A 16,229-nucleotide genomic window follows, 5' to 3' on the forward strand; every position below is an offset into this window, starting at 1 on the left:
TCTACGCCGCCAGGAACTGCTCGGCGTAGTGGCAGGCGACGAGGCGGCCGGCGACCGGCCGCAGCGGCGGCCGCTCGGCGCGGCACAGATCGGTGACATAGGGACAGCGCGCGGCGAACACGCAGCCTTTCGGCGTGTCGAGCGGCGAAGGCACTTCGCCCTTGACGATCTTGCGCTCGGGCCGCTTGCCGCCGAGCGCCGGCGTCGCCGCCAGCAGTGCCCGCGTATAGGGATGCAGCGGTTGCCCGAAGATCGCGTCCTTCGGACCGTGCTCGACGGCGATGCCGAGATACATCACCAGCACATCGTGAGCGATGAACTGCACCACCGCGAGGTCGTGCGAGATGAACATGTAGGCGAGGCCGAACTGCTTCTGCAGGTCGATCAGCAGATTGAGCACCTGCGCCTGCACCGAGACGTCGAGCGCGGAGACCGGTTCGTCGGCGACGACGATCTTCGGGTTGAGCATCAGCGCGCGGGCGATGGCGATGCGCTGGCGCTGGCCGCCGGAGAACATGTGCGGATAGCGCCGCGCGTGATCCGGCCCGAGGCCGACGCGCGCCAACATCGCCAGGACCTGCTCGTAGCGCTCGCGCTTGCCGAGCCTGGTGTTGATGATCAGCGGCTCTTCGAGAATGGTGCCGATCTTGCGCCGCGGGTTGAGCGAGCCATAGGGGTTCTGGAATACGAGTTGCACCGCCTGCCGCAAGGCGCGGCGGGTCTCGGTGGACGGGTTGAGCGCATCGTGGCCGTCGATCTCGAGCGTGCCGGAGGTCGGCGGTTCGATCAGCGTCACCATGCGGGCCAGCGTCGATTTTCCGCAGCCGGATTCGCCGACCACCGCCAGCGTCTTGCCAGGCTCGATCGTGAATGACACGCCGCCGACGGCGCGCAACTCCTGCACCGGCTGGAACGCGCCGGTCCGCGTCTTGTAGACCTGCACCAGATCGCGGGCGACGACGAGCGCGCTCATGCCGTCACCCTGACCTGTGCCCGATCCGCGGCGATCTTCGCGTCACGGTCAGGATCCCCGAGCGGGTAATGGCAGCGCACGCCGCCGCCGATCGGCCAGTCGCGCAATTCGGGGCGGTCGGCAAAGCAGCGCGGCGTCGCATAGGTGCAGCGCGGCGCGAACAGGCAACCCGCCGGCCGCTCGTAGAGGCTCGGCACGCTGCCGGGGATGGTGGCGAGGCGGTCGCCGATGCGGCTTTCCGGCCGGGCGGCGAGCAGCGCCGCGGTGTAGGGATGCTGCGGCTCGGCGAACAGCCGGGACGTGGCGTTCGTCTCCACCACCTGGCCGGAATACATCACGGCGACGCGCTGCGCGGTCTCCGATATCACGCCCATGTTGTGGGTGATCAGCACCAGCGCCATGCCGCGCTCGCGCTGCAGCGACATCAGCAGGTCGAGGATCTGCGCCTGGATGGTGACATCGAGCGCGGTGGTCGGCTCGTCGGCGATCAGCAGTTTCGGATTGCAGGCGATCGCCATGGCGATCATGACGCGCTGGTTCATGCCGCCGGACATCTGATGCGGATAGGCGGACAGCCGGCTTTCGGGCGCGGGGATGCCGACCTGCTCGAACAATTCGATGGCGCGGCGGTGCGCCGCCTTGCGGTCCATGTTCTCGTGCAGGCGCAAGGTTTCGGTGATCTGGAAGCCGACGGTGTAGCAGGGATTGAGACTGGTCGCCGGCTCCTGGAAGATCATCGCCATGTCTTTGCCGACGATCTTGCGGCGTTCGCGGTCGCTCAGGGTCAGGAGGTCCTGGCCGCCGAAGATCAGGCGCTCGGCGCTGACGCGGCCGGGATAGGGCACAAGACCCATGGCCGCGAGCATGGCGACGCTCTTGCCCGAGCCCGACTCGCCGACGATGCCGAGCACTTCGCCCTCGTCGACCTTCAGCGACACGCCGTCGACGGCGCGCAGCATGCCTTGCGACGACGGAAACTCCACGACCAGATTGTCGATTTCGATCACGGCCATGATCGTCACCGCTTCAGCTTCGGATCGAGCGCATCGCGCAGGCCGTCGCCGAGCAAATTGAAGGCCAGCACGGTGATCAGGATCATGATTCCGGGGAAGGTCACCACCCACCAGGCGCGCAGCACGAATTCGCGCGCATCGGCGAGCATGGTGCCCCATTCCGGCGTCGGCGGCTGCGCTCCGAGGCCGATGAAGCCCAGCGCGGCGGCATCGAGGATGGCCGTGGAGATACCGAGCGTCGCCTGCACGATCAGCGGCGCGGCGCAGTTCGGCAGGATCTCCTTGACGATGATGCGCAGGCTGCCGGCGCCGGTCAGCCGCGCCGCGGTGACGTAGTCTTTCGCCGTCTCCGCGATCACGGTGGCGCGTACGATGCGCACATAGTGCGGCAGCAGCACGGTGGCGACCGCGATCAGGGCATTGACGATGCCCGGCCCGAGAATGGCGACGATGATGATAGCCAGCAGCAGTGTCGGCAGCGTCAGCAGGATATCCATCATGCGCATGATGGCGATCTCGACGATGCCGCGGAAAAATCCGGCGACCAGGCCGAGAATGGTGCCGATGGTCACCGACAGGGCGACCACGGCGAGGCCGATCAGCAGTGACAGCCGCGCGCCATAGATCAGCCGCGAGAGCATGTCGCGGCCGATGGCGTCGGTGCCGAGCCAGTGGCCGGCGACGCTCCCGGCCTGCCATATCGGCGGCTTGAGGAAGGCCTGCGGATTGGTGTCGATCGGAGAGAATGGCGCGAAGAGGTTGGCGAAGGCGCCGAGCAGAACCAGCACGACGATGGTGCCGAAGCCGATCATCGCACCGCGATTGGCGGCGAAATAGGACAGGAATTCGGCAAAGGGATGCGTCGGGCCTGACGGAGCCTTGGCAGCGGCGGATGCTGGTGTGGCTTCGATGGTCATCGCTGGTGCCTGATGCGCGGGTTGATCAGGCCGTAGGTCATGTCGACGATCAGGTTGATCGCCATGATGATCGTACCGATCAGCAGCGTGCCGCCTTGCAGCACCGGGTAGTCGCGCCGGGCGATGCCGTCGATCAGCCACTTGCCGACGCCGGGCCACGAGAAGATCGTTTCGGTCAGGATCGCGCCGGTGAACAGCACGCCGACCTGCAGGCCGATGACGGTGACGATCGGAATCAGGGCGTTGCGGAAGGCGTGCACCGCGACGACGCGGAAGCTAGAGAGGCCTTTGGCGCGCGCCGTGCGAATGTAATCTTCACCGAGCACCTCCAGCATGGCCGAACGCGTCATGCGCGCGATCACCGCGAGCGGCACGGTGCCGAGCACGATCGCCGGCAGGATGAGGTGCGACACCGCCGACCAGAAGGCGTCGATGTCGCCGGCCAGCAGCGTATCGATCAGCAGGAAGCCGGTCTTCGCCTCGACGAAATACAGGACCGCGATCCGGCCGGACACCGGCGTCCAGCCGAGTTGCACGGAGAACAACAGAATGAGCAGCAGGCCCCACCAGAAGATCGGCATCGAATAGCCGGTCAGCGACAGGCCCATGATGCCCTGGTCGAAGATGGAATTGCGGCGCACCGCGGCGATGATGCCGGCGGGAATGCCGAGCAGCAGCGCAAAGGCGAGGGCGCATAGCGACAATTCGACCGTCGCCGGAAACAGGCTGGAAAATTCCTCGATCACCGATTTGTGGGTGACGATCGAGCGGCCGAGATCGCCCTGAACGAGACGCGAGATGTAAAGCCCGTATTGAACGATGACCGGGCGGTCGAAGCCGTATTCGTGGACCAGGCGCGCGTGTTCGGCCGGATCGATGCCACGTTCGCCGGCCATGGTCTCGATCGGATCGCCGGGGATGAGCCGGACCAGGACAAAGACCAGCAATGTGATTCCGATGAAGGTCGGAATCACCAGGGAAACGCGGGTGAGCAGGAAGCGAAGCATGTCTGGCGAAACGGGGCGGTCCTGTTCGGACCGCCCCGCTTGTGCCGCTTACTTGATGTCGACGCCGTAGAAGGTGTGGCGGCCAAACGGCGACAGCTTGAAGCCGACCACTTCCTTACGCACGGGCTTGAGTTGCACCGAGTGCGCGATGGTGAACCACGGCGCCTGCTCCTTGAAGATCACCTGCGCCTGTTCGTAGAGCTTGGTGCGCTCGGCCTGGTCGCTGGTGGTCTTCGCCTTCTGCACCAGGTCCTCGAACGGCTGGTAGCAGAACTTGGCGATGTTGGAGCCGTTCGACTTCGCCGAGGCGCAGCCGAGCAGGGTGTTGAGGAAGTTGTCCGGATCGCCGTTGTCACCGGTCCAGCCGAGCTGCGCCATCTGATGTTCGCCGGCCTGGGCGCGCTTGCGATATTCGCCCCACTCATAGGACACGATCTTGGCCTGGATACCGACCTTGGCGAGGTCGGCCTGCATCAGTTCGGCAATGCGCTTGGCATTCGGGTTGTACGGGCGCTGCACCGGCATGGCCCACAGGTCGGTTTCGAAGCCGTTCGGATAACCCGCTTCGGCGAGCAGCTTCTTCGCCGCTGCCGGATCATACGGATCGTCCTTCACCGACTTGTTGTACGACCACATCGTCGGCGGGATCGGATTGGTCGCCGGCACGCCGCTCGACAGGAACACCGCGTCGACGATCGCCTTCTTGTTCATCGCCATGTTGACGGCCTTGCGCACGCGCACGTCGTCGAACGGCTTCTTGGTGGTGTTGTAGGCGAGGTAACCGATATTCAGGCCGGGCTGCTCGAGCACGGTGACATTCGGATCCTTGCGCATGGCATCGAGATCGGCCGGGTTCGGATAGGGCATGACATGGCATTCGCCCTTCTGCACCTTGGCCCAGCGCACCGACGCATCCGGCGTGATCGAGAAGATCAGGTCGTCGATCGCCGCTTTGCCGCCCCAGAACTGCGGGAACGTCTTGTAGCGGATGATGGCGTCCTTCTGGTATTGCACGAGATAGAACGGACCCGAGCCGATCGGCTCTTGATCGATCTTCTCCGGCGTGCCGGCCTTCAGCATGGCGTCGGCATATTCCTTCGACTGCACGCCGGCATATTCCATGGCGAGGTCGGAAAGGAACGGCGCTTCCGGCGCGTTCAGCGTCACCTTGACGGTGTAGTCATCGACCTTCTCCACGGACTTGAGCAGCTTCGGCATGCCCATGTCGTTGAAGTAGGAGTGGTTCGAACTCGTCACCTTGAAGTACGGGTTCGATTCCTTCCACTGGCGCTCGAACATGAACAGGATGTCGTCGGCGTTCATGTCGCGCGTCGGCTTGAAATTGGCATTCGAGTGCCACTTCACGCCCTTGCGCAAATGGAAAGTGTAAACGGTGCCGTCAGCGGAGATGTCCCACTTTTCGGCAAGGCCGGGGATCACATTGGTGGTGCCGCGTTCGAAATCGACGATGCGGCTGTAGATCTGACTGTTGACGTCGAACGACGTGCCAGTGGTGTTGATGCCGGGATAGAAGTTCTCCGGGCTGCCTTCCGAACAGAAGACCAGCGTTTTCGCGGACACCGGCGTGGCAAACAGCGCCGCCACGATGGCGAGCGCCGGCAGCGTACGATTATATGACATGAGCCCCTCACATGAGAGCCGGGGAACGCCCCTCAGCGTTCAATCCCGGTCTACTGAAGGGGAAATGCTAGCCTAAGGTTTCAGAGCCGTCACGGTGCTAGCTGAGGCCACGATCTCGTGATTTAGGCGAAGGCCTCTGTCGCGGCGCACCAAAGACGGCGGCAAAGGTCGGGTGCGCGGGGAAATTGGTGGAGCCAGGCGGGATCGAACCGCCGACCTCCTGCATGCCATGCAGGCGCTCTCCCAGCTGAGCTATGGCCCCGTAACGGGATGAGATGACTAGTCGGAAACGCCGGAAAAAGCAAAGGTTCCGATAGCCCGGCAATAAGCCTTTTTTTGCGGCCTATTGTTCCTCTTCCTTTTCGATGCCGTCGCCGATGATATCGGTGACGTCATCATCGCCTTCTTCCTCTTCCTGAATGAAGGCGTCATCGTCAAGGCTCTCGTCGTCGGCCTCGATCTCTTCCTCTTCGGCGACGACCTCGCCCTTCTTCTTGGTCTTGCCCTGCTGCTCGCTGTCGGCGTCCTCGAGCGATACGAATTCGGCGTCCGCGGTCTCCGGAACAATCGACTCCGCTTCCGCGACCGGGGCGGCCCGCGCGGCTTCCGGCCGGCTGCGCGACTGCGGCGGCGCGACGATGGGCACGACCTTGCCCGTATAGGGCGAAATAACCGGCGACTTGCCCATGTCGTAGAATTTGCGGCCGGTATCCGGGCAAATGCGCTTGGTGCCGAGTTCGGGTTTAGCCACGATCTGTGTGTCCTGAAAAGAAATGCCGTTGAATAGGATGGCGCTTCACTTGGCTAGTTGTGCCGCGCCTGTCAATAGCGGGAAACAGGCGGGAATTGGGCGGGTGCGCCGGGATGACGGCCCGCGGGCCCGCATGGTAGACGGCCCCCATTCGCAGCGGCCGGTCTCCCTGGCCGCGGCCAGACGCCAAAGGATACCCCCAGCGTGAGCGATGCCCCCCGCACCCCCCTTTCCGCCCGCGCCGGCGGGGCCATGACCGGGCGCATCCGGGTGCCCGGGGACAAATCGATTTCGCACCGCGCCCTTATTCTGGGGGCGCTGACGGTCGGCGAAACCACGATTTCCGGGTTGCTGGAAGGCGACGACGTGCTCAACACCGCCGGCGCCATGCGGGCGCTGGGCGCCAAGGTCGAGAACCTCGGCGGCGGCAACTGGCGGGTCCACGGCGTCGGCGTCGGCGGCTTCGCCGAACCGGCCGCCGTCCTCGACTTCGGCAATTCCGGCACCGGCTGCCGGCTGGTCATGGGCGCCGTGGCCGGCTGCCCGATCACCGCGACCTTCGACGGCGACGCCTCGCTGCGCAGCCGGCCGATGCGGCGCATCCTCGACCCGCTCGCCAAAATGGGCGCCCGGGTGATCGACCAGGCCGAGGGCGGCCGGTTGCCCCTGACGCTGAAGGGCGCGACCGATCCGCTGCCGATCGAATACGAGACGCCGGTCGCCTCGGCGCAGATCAAGTCGGCAGTGCTGCTCGCCGGCCTCGCCGCGCCGGGCGAGACCATCGTCATCGAGACCGAAGCCTCGCGCGATCACACCGAGAAGATGCTCAAGCACTTCGGCGCCAAGATCGTGACCAAGCCGCATGGCGATCACGGCCGCCGCATCGTGCTGCAGGGTCAGCCCGAGCTCGAGCCGTGCCACGTCGCCGTGCCGGCCGATCCTTCCTCGGCGGCGTTTCCGATGGTCGGCGCGCTGATCGTGCCGGGCTCCGAGATCATTCTCGACGGCGTCATGCTCAATCCGCTGCGCACCGGATTGTTTACCACGTTGCGCGAAATGGGCGCCAAGATCACGGAAGAGAACAAGCGCGATGACGGCGGCGAGAACGTCGCCGACCTGCGCGTCACCTTCTCCGCGCTGAAGGGCGTCGCGGTGCCGGCCGAGCGCGCGCCGTCGATGATCGACGAATATCTCGTCCTCGCGGTGGCCGCCGCCTTTGCCGAAGGCAAGACGCACATGCACGGACTCAAGGAGCTGCGCGTCAAGGAAAGCGATCGTCTCGAAGCGACGGCGGCGATGTTGCGCGTCAACGGCGTCACCGTCGATATCGAAGGCGACGACATGATCGTGCACGGCATGGGGGCAGGCGGCGTGCCCGGCGGCGGCGAGGTCGCCACCCACATGGATCACCGCATCGCCATGTCGGCGCTGATGATGGGGCTTGCCGCGAAGCAGCCCGTGCGCATCGACGACTCGGCCTTCATCGCCACCAGCTTCCCGGGCTTCGTCGATCTGATGAAGGGCTTAGGCGCTAATTTGGGCGCGGACCTGTCGTGATCATCGCCATCGACGGGCCGGCGGCGTCCGGCAAGGGTACGATCGGCAAGCGGCTGGCCGCGCATTACCGGCTGCGCCATCTCGACACCGGTCTCCTGTACCGCGCGGTCGGCAAGACCGTGCTCGATGCCGGGAAGAAACCCGATGACCGGATCGCCGCGATTGCCGCGGCGCAGGCGCTCGACCTGTCGCGCTTCAACGAGGCGGTGCTGAAGAGCGCCGAGGTCGGCGAAGCGGCCTCTTACGTCTCGGCGATTCCGGAAGTGCGCGCGGCGCTGGTCGACTTCCAGCGCAATTTCGCGGTGACGCCGCCCGGCGCCGTGCTCGACGGCCGCGACATCGGCACCGTGATCTGTCCCGACGCCGACGTGAAGATCTTCGTCACCGCGAGCCCGGAAACGCGCGCGGCACGCCGCGCCGCCGAATATCGCGCCGGCGGCAAGACGATCGACGACGCCACCGTGCTCGCCGACATCCGCAAGCGCGACGAGCGCGACTCGTCCCGCTCTGCCGCGCCGCTGAAGCAGGCGGCGGATGCGGTGCTGCTCGACACCACGACGATGGGTGTCGAGGACGCGGTGAAGGCGGCGATCGCGATCGTGGAAAGCAAGCGATTGCGTTGAGCGGAACTGTATTCTCCGTTCATTCCCGCGAAAGCGGGAATCCAGAGCGACTTCAGGTCTTGGCTTCCGGGTCCCCGCTTGCGCGGGGACGAACGGCATTGTTCTAGCGCCGTCCCCACGGCACCAGCGCCCAGGCGCGCTCGTGGAAGTAATAGAGCGCGATCTTGGTGACGATCTCGGTCAGTGCGATGGAGCCGGCCACCTTGGAATTGCCGGTGATCAGCCAGCCGATGATGAAGGTGTCGAAGCTGCCGGTGAAACGCCAGCTCAGCGCCTTGGCGATGGAGCGGCTGTGCGATTCGCGCGCGCCGAACAGCCGGGCGACGCGTAGCGCGACGTGACCGATCAGGCTGGTGCGCACTGGCGCGGCTTGCTCTTCCGCTGAAGCGCGTTCGATCAGGCCCATCGCTACGGTGTCGTGGCTCTCGGCGTCGATCAGGACGAAGCTGCCGGTGTCGCGGTTGTCGTCATAGGCGTCGGCCGCGAGCGGGCGGTCGAGCTCCAGCGTGCACAGGCCGAACTCGTTGCTGAGCAGGCTGTCGGCGGGTTTGATCGCGGCGTCTTCCGCCAGATCGATGAGCTTGATCGGACCGGCAATGCGCGCCGCGGCCTTGGCGGTGCCGAGCTTGATGTGGAAGCGGCCGCCGGGCGCCAGCGCGCCAGTATCCCCACTTTGGCCCATCCAGAAGATGCGGGCGTTGAAGCGGTCCGACACCGACGCGGGCGCGGCCGCATCGGCAAGGATATCGCCGCGCGATACATCGACGTCGTCGGTCAGCGTCAGCGTCACCGACTGGCCGATGGTGGCGCGCGCCAGTTCGCCGCCCGCGGTGATGATTTCCTTGATGCGGGTGCGCTGGCCGGAGGGCTGCACCACGATCTCCTGACCCGGCGTCACGATGCCGCCGGCGATCAGCCCGCAATAGCCGCGGAAATCCGGCGTCGGCCGGCTCACCCATTGCACCGCCATGCGGAACGCGGCTTTTGCGGCGCGCGGCGTCGCATCGACGGTTTCCAGCTTCTCCAGCAGCGTCGGGCCGCGATACCAGGCCATGGCGCGGGAGCGGTGCACGACATTGTCGCCCTTCTTCGCCGACACCGGAATGAAGATCAGTTCGACATCGCCAAGTCGCGTGGCGAAGGCGCGGAAGTCGCGCTCGATCGCGTCGAACACGTCCTGCGCATAGCCGACGATGTCCATCTTGTTGATGGCGATGACCAGATGGCGCACGCCGAGCGTCGCCGCGATCAGCGCATGGCGCCGCGTCTGCTGCGTCAGCCCGGATTGCGCGTTGATGAGGATGAGCGCCAGTTCGGCGGTGGAAGCGCCGGTCGCCATATTGCGGGTGTACTGCTCGTGGCCGGGCGCGTCGGCGACGATGAACTTGCGCTTCGCGGTGGCAAAGAAGCGATAGGCAAGGTCGATGGTGATCTTCTGCTCGCGCTCGGCGGCCAGTCCGTCGAACAGCAGCGAGAAATCGAGTTCGTTGTCCGGGCCGGTGAGTTGCCCGGTGTCCTTGCGCAGGGTCTCGATCTGGTCGTCCGGCACCAGTCTGGCGTCGAACAGCAGGCGGCCGAGCAGGCTCGACTTGCCGTGATCGACCGAGCCGCAGGCGATGAAGCGCAGCAGGCTCTTGTTTTCGTGGCTGTAGAGAACGGCGTCGCGCGCAAGCTCAATGGGATCGGCGAGAATGTTCATCAGAAGTAGCCTTCCTGCTTCTTGCGTTCCATCGAGGCGGCGCCGTCCTTGTCGATGACGCGCCCAGCCCGTTCGGAGAAACGGCTGTCGAGGGTCTCGCGGATGATGTCGTCAAGCGTGGTCGCGGTTGAATCGATCGCGCCGGTCAGCGGATAGCAGCCGAGCGTGCGGAAGCGCACATTGCGCAGCTCCGGCTGTTCGCCGGGTTCGAGCGGCAGGCGCTCGTCATCGACCATGATCAGCGTGCCGCCGCGGGACACCACCGGGCGCGGCTTGGCGAAGTAGAGCGGCACGACGGGGATATTTTCGCGCAGGATGTAGAGCCAGACGTCGAGCTCGGTCCAGTTCGACAGCGGGAAGACGCGGATGCTCTCGCCCTTGCGCTTCTCGGCGTTGAACAGCCGCCACGGCTCGGGGCGCTGGCGCTTCGGATCCCAGCGGTGATGCGCGTTGCGGAACGAGAAGATGCGCTCCTTGGCGCGCGACTTGTCCTCGTCACGGCGCGCGCCGCCGATCGCGGCATCGAAGCCGTAGAGATCGAGCGCCTGGCGCAACGCCTGCGTCTTCATCACGTCGGTATGCAGTTCGGAACCGTGCGTGAACGGGCCGATACCGCGCTTCACGCCGTCCTGGTTGATATAGACGATGAGATCGAGGCCGAGCTCCTTTGCGCGCGCGTCGCGGAATTCGATCATTTCGCGGAATTTCCACGTCGTATCGACGTGCAGCACCGGGAACGGCAGCTTGCCCGGATAGAACGCCTTCTGCGCCAGATGCAGCAGCACTGAGGAGTCCTTGCCGATCGAATACAGCATCACCGGCTTGTCGGTTTCGGCGGCGGTCTCGCGCATGATGTGGATGCTCTCGGCCTCGAGCTGGTCGAGATAGCTCGCGCGCGCCTGCGCGGTGGTGAAGGTGATGTCGTTCATGCGTTATGCGTTTCTGTGAGTTTGGCGCGGGCGGCGAGATGCAGCGGATTGGCGTGCAGACCGCATTCGGTCTTGCCTTCGTCTTCCCACCACCAGCGGCCGGCGCGCTCCGGCTCACCGGGTTGGATGGCGCGCGTGCACGGCGCGCAGCCGATGGAAAGGAAGCCGCGGCCGTGCAGTTCGTTGACCGGCACGGCGTGCTCACGCGTGAAGGCGACGGCGTGGTCGCGCGTCCAGTCATAGAGCGGATTGATCTTGATGAGGCCGCGTTCGCTGTCGATCGAGGCGAACTCAACGGCGGCGCGGTGCGCCGATTGGTCGGCGCGCAGTCCGGTGACCCAGCCTTGCGCGCCGTTGAGCGCTGCCTTCAGCGGCAGGACTTTGCGGACATGGCAGCAGGCCTGCCGCGCGGCGACCGAGTTGCGGAAACCATTGGCGCCTTGCTCGGCGAGCAGCGCGGCAACGGCGCTGGCTTCCGGGGCGACGGCGCGGATGCGCACGCCGTAACGCTGCTCGGTCGCGGCCCAGACGTCGTGGGTTTCCTGGAACAGGCGGCCGGTGTCGAGCGTGACGAGATCGACGTCGAGATGCTGGCTGAGAATGGCGTGGGCGATGGCCTGATCCTCGAGGCCGAAGCTGGTGGTGAAGGTCAGCTTGCCCGGAAGCGCCGCGCGGGCGGCTTTCAGACGGCCGAACAGGTCGAGGGTTCCGGCGATGGCGTTGAGGTGGGCGACAACGGCGGCCGGATCGGCATCGGGAGCCGGATCAAGCCTGAGAACGGAAGCACTGGGGGACATGGCTGAAACTCGATGATCTCACCCCCAGATAGAATAACTTATTCGTTTTGCGCAAGAATACCCGCACAATTTGTGATATTCTGCTCCAGAACCTTCAATAGGAATGAAAAAGTTTCACGGGGCTGCTGCGCCGCGGAATACCGGCACCGTCACCTTCTCGGAGCCGGAGGCGATCCGGCGCACGCGCTGGCTTGCCCGCGTCGAACTAGCGGCTGGCGTGCTACTTGCCGGCACAACCGTCCTTCGCTATATCGCCCCCATTCGGGCCGCTTCTTTAGTCGTCGAGGCATCCCGAGCGGGCCGAGGGTGCGATACGAACCGCCCCTCGCTGTTGGAGGACAAAAGCCCCGCTCGTGTTTTGACGTTCAAGCGTGCCGCGAACATCGATCCATCGTTCCGACCGTACGGCATGAGCGCCGGCTGTCCGTCTTCGCGCGGATAGTCGCCGAACGTCGTGCCAGACATTCGGCCCGTTCGGGCGGAACGCCATTATCAAACCACCGGCGCAGGCAACAGGAGAGTTCATGGCCACCGCTACTGCTAGCAATCCCTCGCGTGAAGATTTCGCCGCGATGCTCGAAGAGTCCTTCAACCAGGGCAGCCCCCAGGAAGGGACCGTCGTCACCGGCAAGATCGTCGGCATCGAAAAGGACATGGCCGTCATCGACGTCGGCGCCAAGACCGAAGGCCGCGTTGCGCTGCGCGAGTTCGCCGCGCCGGGCCGCACCGCCGAACTCAAGGTCGGCGATGAAGTCGAGGTTTATCTCGAGCGCGTCGAGAACGCGCTGGGTGAAGCCGTGCTGTCGCGCGACAAGGCGCGCCGCGAGGAAAGCTGGGGCAAGCTCGAGAAGAGCTTCAATAACAACGAGAAGGTCTCGGGCGTCATCTTCAATCAGGTCAAGGGCGGCTTCACCGTCGATCTCGACGGCGCCGTCGCCTTCCTGCCGCGCTCGCAAGTCGACATCCGTCCGATCCGCGATGTTACGCCGCTGATGAACAATCAGCAGCAGTTCCAGATCCTCAAGATGGATCGCCGCCGCGGCAACATCGTCGTGTCGCGCCGCACCGTGCTCGAAGAAACCCGCGCCGAACAGCGCCAGGAGCTGGTGCAGAACCTCGAAGAGGGTCAGGTCATCGACGGCGTGGTCAAGAACATCACCGACTACGGTGCGTTCGTCGATCTCGGCGGCATCGACGGCCTGCTGCACGTCACCGATATCGCGTGGCGCCGCGTCAATCACCCGACCGAAGTGCTCAACATCGGCCAGCAGGTGAAGGTCAAGATCATCAAGATCAACCACGAGACGCACCGCATCTCGCTCGGCATGAAGCAACTGCTCGACGATCCGTGGCAGGGCATCGAAGCCAAGTACCCGGTGAACGCCAGGTTCAAGGGCCGCGTCACCAACATCACCGACTACGGCGCGTTCGTCGAACTGGAGCCGGGCATCGAAGGCCTGATCCACGTCTCGGAAATGTCGTGGACCAAGAAGAACGTTCACCCCGGCAAGATCGTCTCGACCTCGCAGGAAGTCGAAGTGCAGATCCTCGAAGTCGATCCGGTCAAGCGCCGCATTTCGCTCGGTCTCAAGCAGACCATGCGCAATCCGTGGGAAGTGTTCGTCGAGGCGCACCCGCCGGGTTCGATCGTCGAAGGCGAAGTCAAGAACAAGACCGAATTCGGCCTGTTCCTCGGCCTCGACGGCGACGTCGACGGCATGGTCCATCTCTCGGATCTGGACTGGAAGCGTCCGGGCGAGCAGGTGATCGACGAGTACAACAAGGGCGACATGGTCAAGGCCCAGGTGCTCGACGTCGATGTCGAGAAGGAGCGTATCTCGCTCGGCATCAAGCAACTGGCGGGCGACCCGATGTCGTCGGGTACGGCCGGCGAGCTCAAGAAGGGCTCGGTGGTGACCTGTGAAGTGATCGAGGTGAAGGACGGCGGCATCGACGTGAAGATCGTCGATACCGATCTCGTCGCCTTCATCCGTCGTGCCGATCTCGCGCGCGAGCGCGCCGATCAGCGGCCGGAGCGCTTCTCGGTCGGTCAGAAGGTTGACGCCCGCGTCACCCAGTTCGACCGCAAAACCCACAAGGTTGGCGTCTCGATCAAGGCCCTCGAAGTGGCCGAAGAGAAGGAAGCCATGGCGCAATACGGCTCGGCCGACTCGGGTGCGTCGCTCGGCGACATTCTCGGTGCCGCGCTCAAGCAGCGCGCCGCCGACGAAGAGGAAAAGGCGTAAGTCTTTACCGGCCGAATTATCGTTTGGCTTACGACAATGGAGCCCCGGGTCTTGCCCGGGGCTTCTTTTTTGGACATGGCACTGCCCCAATCGGTCGGCTACAACAGCCGCACCCGGTCAGGGACTGAATGCGAGGATAAGCGCATGTCGCTCGATGCCGATGCCATCGTCGATCGCCGCCGGCTGCGGCGCAAGCTCACCTTCTGGCGCGTCGCCGCGGTGGTTATCGTGCTCGTCGCCGTCGGGTTCGGCGTCGCCATGCTGACGCCCGGCAGCGGCATCAAGCCCGGTGATGAGGCGATCGCGCGCATCCGTATTCAGGGCCTGATTCGCGGCAATCAGGAGCGCGTCGAGGCGCTCGAGCGACTCGGCCGGTCGAACGCCAAGGCAGTCATCGTCCATCTCGACAGTCCGGGCGGTACCACCGCCGGTTCCGAGCAGCTTTACGACGCGTTGCGCAATCTGCAGTCCAAGAAGCCGATGGTCGTGGTAGTCGACGGGCTGGCCGCCTCCGGCGCCTATATCGCCGCGCTCGCCTCCGACCACATCATCGCGCACGACACCTCGCTGGTCGGCTCGATCGGCGTGTTGTTCCAGTTTCCCAATTTCAGCGAGGTGCTGAAGACCATCGGGATCAAGGTCGAGGAGATCAAATCCTCACCCCTGAAGGCCGCGCCGAACGGCTTCGAGCCGACCAGTCCCGAGGCGCGGGCGGCAATCGACGCCATCGTGCAGGACTCCTACGCCTGGTTCAAAAACCTCGTGAAAACGCGGCGTAAACTAGACGATACCGAACTGGCCAAGGTTGCCGACGGGCGCGTCTTCACCGGCCGCCAGGGCGTGCCGCTGCGCCTGGTCGATGAACTCGGCAACGAGCGCACGGCGCTCGCCTGGCTGGAGAAGGAAAAGAAGATTCCGGCCTCGACCCGGGTGCGCGATTATTCGCTCGAGCCCCGGTTCAGGGAGCTCTCGTTCCTCCATGTCGCGGCCTGGGGCTTCGATGCGGCGGGCTGGTCGACGCTGGCGCGCCGGGTCGATACCTGGGCCGGCACCGAGGCGGTCGAAAGACTCAATCTTGACGGGCTCTTAGCGCTTTGGCACCCTTCGGCTTCCAATTGACGGCTAAGGGTAGAGGCGGCGACCAATGATCAAATCCGAGCTGGTGCAACGCATCGCGGCTCAGAATCCGCACCTTTACCAGAGGGACGTCGAGAATATCGTCAACGCCATCCTCAACGAGATCACCGGCGCGATGTCGCAGGGTGATCGCGTCGAGCTGCGTGGCTTCGGCGCCTTCTCGGTCAAGCACCGGCCGGCCCGCACCGGGCGCAATCCGCGCACCGGCGCCCATGTCTCGGTCGAGCAGAAGTCGGTGCCGTTCTTCAAGACCGGCAAGGAAATGCGCGAACGCCTGAATAAGCTGGACGGCCACGCCGCGCCGGATGCTGGCGACGACGACAGCGACGATTGAGGCTTATTCCGCTACCAGTTCGGAACACTACCGTCATGGCCGGGCTTGTCCCGGCCATCTACGTCTTTAGAGTCCGACATGAAGCAAGGCGTAAATGCCCGGGGAGATCGCGGGCATGACAAGGTCGAATCCCATGTTCCGCAAGATCGTCACGCTCGTCATTCTGGTGCCGCTGGCGGCGGTCATCATCGCTTTCGCTGTGGCGAACAGGCATGGCGTGACCGTCTCATTTGACCCGTTCTCGTCGGCAAATCCGGCCTACTCCGCGACAGTGCCGCTGTTCGTGCTGATCTTCATCCTGGTGGTCCTCGGCGTCGTCGTCGGCGGCGCCGCCGCCTGGCTGCGTCAGGCGCATTGGCGCCGCGCCGCGCGCAAACTGGACGGCGACAATCGCCACCTGCTGCAGGAACTCTCGGCCGTGCGGGAACGGCTCGTGGCCGAGACGCAGCGCGCCTCGGCTGCCGAGGCGGCGGCCCGTGAAGTGGCCGCGAGCCGCGACCGCGAACAGACTGCCGCAACGCCGGCCCTCGCTCCGCCCACGACCTGACCCGGCGCCTCCGAAGCGTCCGCCCGGCCCGGTGCCTCGGGGTCGGACGATCCTTTTG

15 protein-coding genes and 1 tRNA gene are annotated in these 16,229 nt (G+C 65.0%); 6 read left to right on the forward strand and 10 right to left on the reverse strand.

What is annotated here, in order from left to right; translation table 11 throughout:
• Window position 1: 1 nt before the first annotated feature.
• The 7 genes from ASD45_RS17980 to ASD45_RS18010 form a co-directional block, all read right to left on the reverse strand.
• Window positions 2–973: a dipeptide ABC transporter ATP-binding protein gene (locus ASD45_RS17980; RefSeq protein ID WP_056913059.1), complete on the reverse strand. Its 972-nt coding sequence runs from the start codon at window positions 971–973 to the stop codon at window positions 2–4.
• Window positions 970–1,986, reverse strand: a complete 1,017-nt coding sequence (locus ASD45_RS17985) for an ABC transporter ATP-binding protein (RefSeq protein WP_056913589.1) — start codon at window positions 1,984–1,986, stop codon at window positions 970–972. The genes ASD45_RS17980 and ASD45_RS17985 overlap by 4 nt, the downstream gene beginning before the upstream one ends.
• 5 nt (window positions 1,987–1,991) lie before the next feature.
• Window positions 1,992–2,903, reverse strand: a complete 912-nt coding sequence (locus ASD45_RS17990; protein ID WP_056913060.1) for an ABC transporter permease subunit — start codon at window positions 2,901–2,903, stop codon at window positions 1,992–1,994.
• Window positions 2,900–3,910: an ABC transporter permease subunit gene (locus tag ASD45_RS17995; protein ID WP_056913061.1), complete on the reverse strand. Its 1,011-nt coding sequence runs from the start codon at window positions 3,908–3,910 to the stop codon at window positions 2,900–2,902. Before ASD45_RS17995 ends, ASD45_RS17990 begins: the two co-directional genes overlap by 4 nt.
• 48 nt (window positions 3,911–3,958) lie before the next feature.
• The gene (locus ASD45_RS18000; RefSeq protein ID WP_056913062.1) at window positions 3,959–5,551 is read right to left on the reverse strand and encodes an ABC transporter substrate-binding protein; all 1,593 of its coding nucleotides are present in this window, start codon (window positions 5,549–5,551) and stop codon (window positions 3,959–3,961) included.
• Window positions 5,552–5,737: 186 nt separating this feature from the next.
• Window positions 5,738–5,813, reverse strand: a tRNA-Ala gene (locus tag ASD45_RS18005).
• An 81-nt stretch (window positions 5,814–5,894) separates the two neighbouring features.
• A complete protein-coding gene (locus ASD45_RS18010) occupies window positions 5,895–6,302 on the reverse strand; it encodes a TIGR02300 family protein (RefSeq protein ID WP_056913063.1) in 408 nt (135 codons plus the stop codon).
• Window positions 6,303–6,554: 252 nt separating this feature from the next.
• Here ASD45_RS18010 and aroA point away from each other — a divergent pair, with 252 nt between their 5' ends.
• Together aroA and cmk are read left to right on the forward strand one after the other, a co-directional pair.
• A complete protein-coding gene (aroA, locus tag ASD45_RS18015) occupies window positions 6,555–7,859 on the forward strand; it encodes a 3-phosphoshikimate 1-carboxyvinyltransferase (RefSeq protein WP_056913064.1) in 1,305 nt (434 codons plus the stop codon).
• Window positions 7,856–8,482, forward strand: coding sequence for a (d)CMP kinase (cmk, locus tag ASD45_RS18020; protein WP_056913065.1), 627 nt, complete (start codon window positions 7,856–7,858; stop codon window positions 8,480–8,482). The genes aroA and cmk overlap by 4 nt, the downstream gene beginning before the upstream one ends.
• 103 nt (window positions 8,483–8,585) lie before the next feature.
• On the opposite strand, the gene ASD45_RS18025 is transcribed toward cmk, so the two are convergent.
• From ASD45_RS18025 to ASD45_RS18035, 3 genes are read right to left on the reverse strand one after another with little or no spacing between them, the layout of a single operon-like run.
• On the reverse strand, window positions 8,586–10,181 hold the full coding sequence (locus ASD45_RS18025; RefSeq protein WP_056913066.1) for a GTP-binding protein: 1,596 nt from the start codon (window positions 10,179–10,181) through the stop codon (window positions 8,586–8,588).
• Entirely contained in the window at window positions 10,181–11,110 is a 930-nt protein-coding gene (cysD, locus tag ASD45_RS18030) for a sulfate adenylyltransferase subunit CysD (protein WP_056913067.1), read from the reverse strand. Before cysD ends, ASD45_RS18025 begins: the two co-directional genes overlap by 1 nt.
• The gene (locus ASD45_RS18035) at window positions 11,107–11,907 is read right to left on the reverse strand and encodes a phosphoadenylyl-sulfate reductase (RefSeq protein ID WP_082541015.1); all 801 of its coding nucleotides are present in this window, start codon (window positions 11,905–11,907) and stop codon (window positions 11,107–11,109) included. The genes cysD and ASD45_RS18035 overlap by 4 nt, the downstream gene beginning before the upstream one ends.
• A 524-nt stretch (window positions 11,908–12,431) precedes the next feature.
• On the opposite strand from ASD45_RS18035, the gene rpsA reads away from it, so the two are divergent.
• From rpsA to ASD45_RS18055, 4 genes are all read left to right on the forward strand, one after another.
• The gene (gene rpsA / locus ASD45_RS18040; protein WP_056913068.1) at window positions 12,432–14,153 is read left to right on the forward strand and encodes a 30S ribosomal protein S1; all 1,722 of its coding nucleotides are present in this window, start codon (window positions 12,432–12,434) and stop codon (window positions 14,151–14,153) included.
• Window positions 14,154–14,297: 144 nt separating this feature from the next.
• Window positions 14,298–15,272, forward strand: a complete 975-nt coding sequence (gene sppA, locus ASD45_RS18045) for a signal peptide peptidase SppA (RefSeq protein ID WP_056913069.1) — start codon at window positions 14,298–14,300, stop codon at window positions 15,270–15,272.
• A gap of 25 nt (window positions 15,273–15,297) precedes the next feature.
• Window positions 15,298–15,624, forward strand: coding sequence for an integration host factor subunit beta (locus tag ASD45_RS18050; RefSeq protein ID WP_056913070.1), 327 nt, complete (start codon window positions 15,298–15,300; stop codon window positions 15,622–15,624).
• Window positions 15,625–15,757: 133 nt separating this feature from the next.
• Window positions 15,758–16,171, forward strand: a complete 414-nt coding sequence (locus ASD45_RS18055) for a lipopolysaccharide assembly protein LapA domain-containing protein (protein WP_056913071.1) — start codon at window positions 15,758–15,760, stop codon at window positions 16,169–16,171.
• Window positions 16,172–16,229: the final 58 nt, after the last annotated feature.

The organism is Pseudolabrys sp. Root1462 (assembly GCF_001426945.1).
Classification (GTDB): Bacteria; Pseudomonadota; Alphaproteobacteria; order Rhizobiales; family Xanthobacteraceae; genus Pseudolabrys.